Annotated in this window: 7 protein-coding genes and 1 riboswitch; all 7 genes read left to right on the plus strand. The window is 65.3% G+C overall.

The genetic code is table 11. The features are described 5' to 3' along the window. Positions 1-194, plus strand: a 194-nt coding sequence (locus QAT43_RS13185) for an SPASM domain-containing protein (RefSeq protein ID WP_305043548.1), incomplete at its 5' end; no start/stop codon positions are given. Positions 195-343: 149 nt separating this feature from the next. Continuing rightward, positions 344-2,305, plus strand: coding sequence for a mycofactocin system FadH/OYE family oxidoreductase 2 (locus QAT43_RS13190; RefSeq protein WP_305043549.1), 1,962 nt, complete (start codon positions 344-346; stop codon positions 2,303-2,305). Beyond that, the gene (locus QAT43_RS13195; RefSeq protein WP_305043550.1) at positions 2,305-3,333 is read left to right on the plus strand and encodes an electron transfer flavoprotein subunit alpha/FixB family protein; all 1,029 of its coding nucleotides are present in this window, start codon (positions 2,305-2,307) and stop codon (positions 3,331-3,333) included. Before QAT43_RS13190 ends, QAT43_RS13195 begins: the two co-directional genes overlap by 1 nt. Further along, positions 3,330-4,628, plus strand: a complete 1,299-nt coding sequence (locus QAT43_RS13200) for an FAD-dependent oxidoreductase (RefSeq protein WP_305043551.1) — start codon at positions 3,330-3,332, stop codon at positions 4,626-4,628. The genes QAT43_RS13195 and QAT43_RS13200 overlap by 4 nt, the downstream gene beginning before the upstream one ends. Beyond that, positions 4,625-4,909 (plus strand): ferredoxin family protein, encoded by a 285-nt coding sequence (locus tag QAT43_RS13205; RefSeq protein WP_305043552.1) that lies wholly within the window; start codon positions 4,625-4,627, stop codon positions 4,907-4,909. Before QAT43_RS13200 ends, QAT43_RS13205 begins: the two co-directional genes overlap by 4 nt. Before the next feature lie 12 nt (positions 4,910-4,921). Continuing rightward, positions 4,922-5,818: an electron transfer flavoprotein subunit beta/FixA family protein gene (locus tag QAT43_RS13210; RefSeq protein ID WP_305043553.1), complete on the plus strand. Its 897-nt coding sequence runs from the start codon at positions 4,922-4,924 to the stop codon at positions 5,816-5,818. Next, entirely contained in the window at positions 5,815-7,227 is a 1,413-nt protein-coding gene (gene mftF, locus QAT43_RS13215; protein ID WP_305043554.1) for a mycofactocin biosynthesis glycosyltransferase MftF, read from the plus strand. Before QAT43_RS13210 ends, mftF begins: the two co-directional genes overlap by 4 nt. Positions 7,228-7,273: 46 nt before the next feature. Further along, positions 7,274-7,393: riboswitch (molybdenum cofactor riboswitch) on the plus strand. Positions 7,394-7,551: the final 158 nt, after the last annotated feature.

Consider the following 7,551-nt stretch of genomic DNA (forward strand, 5'->3'; position numbering starts at 1 on the left):
GGGAGATCTTCGCCTCCCTGCGCGGCCTGCGCATCCATTCCTGCGAGGACTGCCAGCGCTTCGACCAGTGTCACGGCGGCTGCCCGGCGGTGGCCTATCACCTCAAGAACGACATCGAGGGCGGCGATCCCGAGTGCCTGGAGCGCTGCGTGACCTCGATTGCCGAGGAAAACCAGAAGGCGTCGGCGGCTTAAAAAATCTTTTTTACCGCCCGTTCGCCTCGCTCACTGGAGATCGCGAAGAACACTGAGAAATTCAGAGAAATCATAAAATTCCATTTGTCTTCTCAGCGAACTCAGCGCCCTCTGCGGTGAACCGAATTTAAAAGCCAGGAGCCTAAACCATGATGTTCGAATACCTGTTCTCGCCCATCAAACTCGGCCAGGTTGAGTTGAAAAACCGCATCTCCTTTCAGCCGCACCTGACCAATTTCGCCGAGCACTGCATGCCCAGCGAGCGTCACATGTATTACTGGGGCGAGCGGGCCAAGGGCGGCGCGGGCCTGATCATCACCGAAGAGATGAGCGTGCACCCCACGGACACCGCCTACGAAAAACTGGTGGAGGCCTTTCATCCCGAGGTCATTCCCGGCTTCCGCAAGATCACCGACTACGTGCACCAGTACGACGCCAAGATCTTCTGCCAGCTCAACCACAACGGCCAGCAGTGCGACGGCAGCATCTCGCGCCTGCCGGTGTGGGCGCCGAGTCCCATGCCCGACGTCCTGTTCCGCGAGACGCCCAAGGAGATGGAGCCCGAGGACATCGAGGAGGTATGCCGTTACTTCGCCAAGAGCGCGGTGCATGTGCGCGAGGGCGGCTTCGACGGGGTGGAGCTGCAGTTCGGCCATTCGAGCCTGGCGCGTCAGTTCCTCTCGCCCCTCACCAACTTCCGCTCCGATGAGTTCGGCGGCAGCCTGGAAAACCGCATGCGCGCTCCTCTCATGTTCATCGAGGCGGTGCGCAAGGCGGTGGGCAAGGATTTCACCCTCGGCATTCGCCTGTGCGCCGACGAGATGATCCCCGGCGGCCTCGATCTCGGCCAGATTCAGGAGATCGGCGCGCGATTCGAAGCTTCAGGCCTCATCGACTTCATGGACCTCTCCATCGCCACCTTCTACAATCTCTACCTGGTGGAAGGCTCCATGCACACCCCGCTCGGCTACACCATCCCCCTGGCGGCGGGGATGCGCGAAAAGATCAAACTGCCGGTATTCTGCACCGGCCGCATCAACGATCCGGTCATGGCCGAGAAGGTGCTGGCCAACGGCCAATCCGACATGGTCGGCATGTGTCGCGCCCTGATCTGCGATCCCTTTTTGCCGAAAAAAGCCTTCGAAGGGCGCCTTGAGGACATCCGCTACTGCGTCGGCGACAACCAGGGCTGCATCGGCCGCATGGGCATCAACCGCACCCTTGGCTGCATCCAGAACCCCGCCGTGGGCCTGGAGAAGGAATGGGGCGAAGGCACCCTCAAGCCCGCGCCGGTGAAGAAAAAGGTCATGGTGGTGGGCGGCGGTCCCGCCGGCCTGTGGGCGGCGAAGATGGCCGGTCGACGCGGTCACCAGGTCGATCTCCATGACCGCAACGAAAACCTCGGCGGCCAGGTGCTCACCGCCATGAAGGGCGCCGGGCGCGACGAGTTCGGCGTCATCATCCGCAACGAGAAGGATCAGGTCGACAAGGCCGGGGTGCGGGTGCACCTGCAAAGCCGGCTGACCCCCGAGGAGATTCTCAAGGCCAACCCCGACGTGGTGGTGGTGGCCACCGGCAGCCAGCCCAAGAGCCATCCGGTGGGCGGCGCCGACGGCCCGGCGGTGTTCAACGTCTGGCAGGTCCTCGACGGCAAGCCGGAGCTGGGCGACAAGGTGTGCCTCATCGACTACGACGGCCACCATCGTGCCTCCGCCACCGCCGAGCGCCTCGCCGATCTGGGCAAGACGGTGCACATCATCACCTCAAGCCTGTTCGTCGGCGCTGAGCTCGGCCCCACCCAGGATCTCTACCTGACGCGCCAGCGCCTACTGCAAAAGGGCGTGACCTTCACCCCCGACATCGCCGTGATGGAAGTCGGCGGCGAAGCCGGACAAAAGGAAATCAAGGGTTTCAACGTCTATTCCAACCAGTGGCAGACCTGGGGCCCCTTCGATTCCATCGTTCTGGCCATGGGCCAGCAGGTCGACGCCGATCTGTATTTCGCCCTCAAGGGCAAGGTCAAGGAGCTCTACCGCATCGGCGACTGCGTGGCGCCGCGCAAGGTCGACATGGCCATCTGGGAAGGCCACAAGACCGGGAGGTCCATCTGATGGCTTTCGGCGGATCTAACCAACCCTTCGCACCAGGGCCGGTGCTGGCCGTACTCGACCTGCCCGGCGGCGAACTCGAGGAAACCGGCAAGGGCCTGCTCAGCGAGGCTTCGCGGCTGGCGAAGAAGCTCGATGTCGCCTGGTCGGCCCTGTGTTTTTCGGGATTCGCCCCGGAGGTTCCGGAGCAGTGCGGCGCTTACGGCCTGACGCGCCTGCTGGTGCAGCCGAGCAGCGCGGAAGTGACCGATGCCCCCGATCTGCAGGCGGCGCTCATCGCCCTGACGGCGCGCGACCAGGGCGCGGGCGTGGTGCTGCTGCCGCACAACGATCTCGGTCACGCCCTGGCGCCCCTGCTGGCGGCGCAGCTCGACGGACCCCTGTACACCGAAGCCGTCGCCACGGCACGCGACCACCAGGGGCTCAAGCTCATGCGTCGCGCCCTGGGTAAACGGGTGCAGGAAGCCTGGTTCTGGAACGGCCAGGGCACCCTGGTGCTGACGGTCAATCCGCAGATTCTCAGCGCCGCGCTGCTGCCCTCCATGAAGCGCAGCGTGCCGGAGCAGGTGCAACTCGCCGGTCCGACGAGCGCGGCGCCGGGCAAGATCCGCATTATCGAGCGCATTCCGCCCGACCCCCAGACCGTCGACGTCTCCGAGGCCGAAGTGATTTTCAGCGCCGGGCTCGGCTGCGATCAGGCCTGCTTCGATCAGTTGCTCGAACTGTGCAAACTGCTCAACGTCTCCCTCGGCGTCACCCGCCCGGTCTACGACCTGGGCTGGACGGGCTTCGAGCGCATGGTCGGGCAGACCGGCAAGACCGTGGCGCCGCGCTTCTACCTGGCCTTGGGCATCTCGGGCTCCATGCACCACATCGGCGGCATCAAGGATTCGCGCCGCATCATCAGCCTCAACATCGATCCCAAGGTGCCCATCTTCCCCAATTCGGACGAGGGCTTCGTCGCCGACCTCAAGGCGGTCATGCCGCTGCTGCTGGAACGGGTTCGGGCCGCTACCGGAGGTGTCGCATGAAACGCTCTTTCGATGCCATCGTCATCGGCGCCGGGCCGGCCGGCTCCTCGGCCGCCCTGACCCTGGCCAAGGCCGGCCTGGATGTGGCGCTGCTCGAACGCGGCAGCTATCCCGGCGAGAAGAACATGTTCGGCGGCGTGCTCCATCGCCTCACCGCCCTGGAGGAGCATTTCCCCGAGTTCTGGAACCAGGCGCCCCTGGAGCGCCACATCGTCAAGAAATCCCTGACCTTTCTGACCGAGGAATCCTCCTTCAACGTCAATTTCGACACCCAGGCTTCGGATCGCGTCCCCTACAACGGCTACACCGTGTATCGCCCGCGCTTCGACCGCTGGCTCGCCGACGAGGCGGTCAAGGCCGGCGCCAAGCTCTACTGCGGCTGCACGGTGGAGGATCTGCTCAAGGACGGCGCGCAGATTACCGGCGTCAAGGTGATGCGCGATGGCGGCGAGATCAAGGCGCCGGTGGTGATCGCCGCCGACGGCGTGCTCTCCTTCGCCGCCAAGAAGGCCGGCCTGCGCCGCCCGGCCTTTGATCCGGCGCAGATGGCGGTGGGCGTCAAGGCCCTCATCGACCTGCCCAAGGAAGTCATCGACGACCGCTTCGGCCTGGTGCGCGACCAGGGCGCCTCCAACGAGCTGGTCGGCTGCACCCAGGGGGTGCGCGGCGGCGGCTTCCTCTACACCAACTACGATTCCCTCTCCATCGGCCTGGTCATGCACCTGGGCAGCCTGAGCGAGAGCGGCAAAACCCCCTACGACCTGCTCAACGCCTTCATGGAGCAGCCGCAGATGGCCAAGCTGCTCAAGGGCGGACGGCTGCTGGAATACTCGGCGCACCTGGTGCCCGAGGGCGGCTACGACATGGTGCCCGAGACCCACGGCCCCGGCATCCTCGTGGCGGGCGACGCCGCGGCTCTGTGTATCGTCACCGGCCTCAACCTCGAAGGCATCAACCTCGCCACCCACTCGGGGATGCTCGCCGGCAAGGCCGCCATCGAGGCCCACCAGCGCAAGGATTTCTCCAAGCAGAGCCTGGCCTGCTACCAGCGCATGCTGGAAAACAGCTACGTCATGCAGGATCTCAAGCTCTACCGGCGCACCCCGCACATGCTGCACAACGATCGCATCTACACCCAGTATCCGGAGTTGCTGTGCGGCATCATGGATGAAATCTACCGCATCGACGGCACCCCCAAGGAAACCATGACCAAACTGCTGATGCGCGCCGTCAAGGAAAAAATCGGTCTCAAGAACATGATCGCCGATGTCTATTCGGGATGGAGAGCCCTATGAAAATCAACGTCGACGAGATCTTCGACGTCACCAGCTTCCGTATCGACCGCGAACCTCACATCGTCCTCGACACCAAGGTGTGCGTGGGTTGCGACCAGCGCGGCTGCACCAATTCCTGCCCGGCGCGCTGCTATACCTGGTCGGAGGAAGACCAGAAAATGACCTTTGTCTACGACGGCTGCCTGGAGTGCGGCACCTGTTACGTGGTCTGCCGGCAGAACGCCTTCACCCGCTGGAGCTACCCCCGGGGCGGCTTCGGCGTGTCCTTCCGCATGACCTGAGGAGACGTCCCCATGGCTGAGAAAAAATTGGATATCCTCGTCATTCTGCGGGAGTGCAGCGATCCCCGGCCGCCGGTGCGGCTCATGGCCAAAGGCGCCGGCATCCGCGATCGCGGCCTGCGGTGCCTGACCAATCCCGCCGATCTGGAAGCTCTGGAGCATGCCCTGGAACTGCGGGACGCGGGGGTGGCGCGGGTGACCGCCGTGGCGGTTGGCCCCAAATCGCTCGAAGACAGTCTGCGCCTGGCCCTGGCCATGGGCGCCGAGCGCGCCATCCGCGTCTGGAACGGCGTGCTGGCGGGCGGCGATGCCGTCGCCGGGGCGCACCTCTGGCAGCGGGTCTATGCCATTCTGCGCCCCGACCTGGTTCTCACCGGCAACCGCCTGCTCGACGGCGGCAGCGATCCGGCGCCGGCCCTGGCGGCGGCCCGGCAGGATCTGGGCTGCGTAAGCGCGGCCCTGTCCCTGCTGGTCAAGGACCAAGAGGTGGAGATCTTGCGCAAGGGCGATCGCGGCTCACGGCAGAAAATCGTTGCGCAGCTGCCCTGCGCCATCCTCTGCGAGGCCGGTTTCAAGGAACCGCGCTATCCCGCCCTGGAGGCGGTGGTGACGGCCACCACCCAGGCCCTGGAGACCTGGGGGCTGGAGGATCTGAGCCTGCCCGAATGGGAAGTCGGCGCCCTCGGCGCGGCCCTCGATCAGGGCGAATTCGCCACGCCGCGCCCCGACCCCCTGCGCTCCACCACGCCCGATCCCAGTCTGCCCGCCTTTGAGCGCATTCTGGCGCTGCTCTCCGGCGGCATTCAACCGCGCGAAGGCAAGATGCACTTTCTGCCCCCCGATGAGGTGGTGGAGAGCCTGATGGAGATTTTCCAAAGCGAAGGGTTGCTGCCCGAGGCCAAAACATGACTTACCGCCTGCTCGCATCGGTGCGCATCGAGGAATCACCCTCGGGCCTTTTCCTGGTGACCGAGCGCCCCTACCGGGTGCTGCGCATCAACCAGAAACTGGCGGACCTGGCCCGCCGCGGCCGGGAGGCGGCCGTCGCCGCGGCCACACCCGGCGAGCGCAAGATCTGGGAAACCCTGGTCGCTCAAGGGCTGGCCCTACGCGAGGAGCCGACCGAAACTCCCGACTTCCAGCCCCGGGTCAGTGTCGTCATCCCGGTTCTCGACCGCGCCGAGGATCTGCGCAAGTGCCTGGAATCCCTGCGCCGACTCGATTATCCCCAAGAGCGCCTGGAGATCGTCGTGGTCGACGACGGCAGCCGCGACGCCTCGCCGCAGGTGGCTCTGGAATTCGGCGCGCGCCTGCTGGCCAGCGGCGGCCGCGGCACGGGTCCGGCGGCGGCGCGCAATCGCGGCGCGGCCGCGGCAAGCGGCGACATTCTTGCCTTCATTGATTCCGACTGCACCGCTTCGCCCCAATGGCTGGGCGAACTGCTGCCGAGCTTCGCCGATGCCGAGGTCGCCGCGGTGGGCGGCTGGGTCGACGGTATGAACAGCCGCCGCGGCCTGGATCGCTACGAAACGGTCATGTCGAGCCTCAACCTGGGCGGGCGCGAACGCAACGGCAAGGAAGGCAACGACACCTTCTACCTGCCGAGTTGCAACCTGCTGGTGCGGCGCACGTCCTTCGCCATTGTCGGCGGCTTTCGCGAGGATCTCCACGTCGGTGAGGACGTTGACCTCACCTGGCGACTGCGCGACTGCGCCTACCGCATCGTCTACCTGCCCAAGGGCAAGGTGTGCCACAACCACCGCAGCCGCCTGGTGGCCTTCATGCGGCGGCGCTTCGACTACGGCACCTCCGAGGGAATGTTGCAGACCCTACATCCCCAGCGGCGCAAAAAATTGCTCTTGCCGCCCGGTTTGTGCGTTGCCTTGCTGTTGCTGATGATCGGCCTGGCCACCCTGCAGGCCGCGGTGTTCGGCACCTGCGCCGCCGTACTGCTCATCGATGCCGGCGTCACCCACGCCAAGCTCAATCGGCGCGGGCTGCGCCAGGGAATCCTCGCGGTTTTTCAGGCGCGCCTGCGCGCCTTGGCGAGCCTGGCCTATTATCTGGGCTATCATCTGCTACGCTATTACCTGTTGCCGATCATCCTTCTCGGGATTGTCCTGCCGCAGGCGGGGATGGCCCTTGCGTTGCTCGGACTCTGGGTGGTGGGGGTCGATTACCGGCTGCGGCGCCCCGATCTCTCGCCGCCGGCCTTCGCTCTGTTCTATCTGCTGGAACAACTCTCCTACGGCCTGGGCGTGTTCGTCGGTTGCTGGCGACAAAAAAATTTCGCCAGTTACGTGTTTGAATTCTCGTAGGGGCGCACCGACGTGCGCCCAGGGCGGATGCCATCCGCCCCGACCAAGGTTCCCGTTCCTCCGAGCCGGACGACCTAAAGGGGAAGGCCCCCAGGGTTGCCGGCCTATGGGTTTCGCTGGAAACGGCGGAGCCTCCCTTTCGGAAAGGAGATCGTCCCTCATGGAAAACCCGTATCATTGAGAAAGGGAGATGCGCACATGAACAAGATCTACCGCGTCAACATGACCAACCTGACCACCTCCGTGGAAGACTGCCCGGCCGCCTGGGCGGGTCTGGGCGGCCGCGGCCTGACCTCGGCCATCGTCGCCGCCGAAGTGCCTCCC

Source organism: Geoalkalibacter sp. (assembly GCF_030604225.1).
GTDB lineage: Bacteria > Desulfobacterota > Desulfuromonadia > Desulfuromonadales > Geoalkalibacteraceae > Geoalkalibacter.

What these genes read in the sequence shown, in the direction of transcription:
- QAT43_RS13190 (WP_305043549.1), top strand. Translation starts at nt 344, where the DNA reads ATGATGTTCGAATACCTGTTCTCGCCCATCAAACTCGGCCAGGTTGAG.
- QAT43_RS13195 (WP_305043550.1), top strand. Translation starts at nt 2,305, where the DNA reads ATGGCTTTCGGCGGATCTAACCAACCCTTCGCACCAGGGCCGGTGCTG.
- QAT43_RS13200 (WP_305043551.1), top strand. Translation starts at nt 3,330, where the DNA reads ATGAAACGCTCTTTCGATGCCATCGTCATCGGCGCCGGGCCGGCCGGC.
- QAT43_RS13205 (WP_305043552.1), top strand. Translation starts at nt 4,625, where the DNA reads ATGAAAATCAACGTCGACGAGATCTTCGACGTCACCAGCTTCCGTATC.
- QAT43_RS13210 (WP_305043553.1), top strand. Translation starts at nt 4,922, where the DNA reads ATGGCTGAGAAAAAATTGGATATCCTCGTCATTCTGCGGGAGTGCAGC.
- mftF (WP_305043554.1), top strand. Translation starts at nt 5,815, where the DNA reads ATGACTTACCGCCTGCTCGCATCGGTGCGCATCGAGGAATCACCCTCG.